Origin of the sequence: Pseudomonas syringae pv. cilantro (genome assembly GCF_001293775.1) — a bacterium.
GTDB classification, from domain to species: domain Bacteria; phylum Pseudomonadota; class Gammaproteobacteria; order Pseudomonadales; family Pseudomonadaceae; genus Aquipseudomonas; species Aquipseudomonas syringae_P.
This window is the reverse complement of record NZ_LGLN01000006.1, coordinates 69,886-70,326: the sequence shown is the minus strand read 5'-3', so window position 1 is coordinate 70,326 and position 441 is coordinate 69,886. Positions and strand designations below refer to the sequence as shown.

The 441-nt window shown below is 53.3% G+C and carries 1 pseudogene; it reads right to left on the bottom strand.

What is annotated here, in order from left to right:
- Positions 1-441 (bottom strand): annotated as a pseudogene (locus ABJ99_RS28560) (hypothetical protein); the annotation flags it as partial.

The following is a 441-nucleotide window of genomic DNA, read 5'->3' as shown; positions in this document are numbered from 1 at the left end:
TCGGGTGGTAAAGGTTTTGACCATTCAACGATGTCTGAATATTCAAGGTCGGGTGGCGGTGAAAGCTTCCAGCGCTCCAGCACATCAATCAGCAGTGTGTTGAAAATGAACAGGCCGAAAAAGCCCTCCCATAGCAGAGCCAGAAACCAGCCTTTTCTATGTGCAGCTGTAACAAGATCATCCAGGTAGCTCGCCCATATACCTTTTGGTCGGTTAAATCTGGATGTTCTGTCGGACACGGCATCCGGCCCGATCTCCATGTAACTGCGAATGCATTCCCACAGTGCCATCGCCGTTTCGCCGCCACCGCAATTGAACCCCATGCTGAAGTGCCTGTTCTCTTCAGACGCTTCCGGGTCGGGATTTTCAAATCCGATGAAAAGTAGCCCCGTTGTGACGCGACCCGCCTGGCTGATGCTGGAGCTTCGGGTAGCAGCCGCT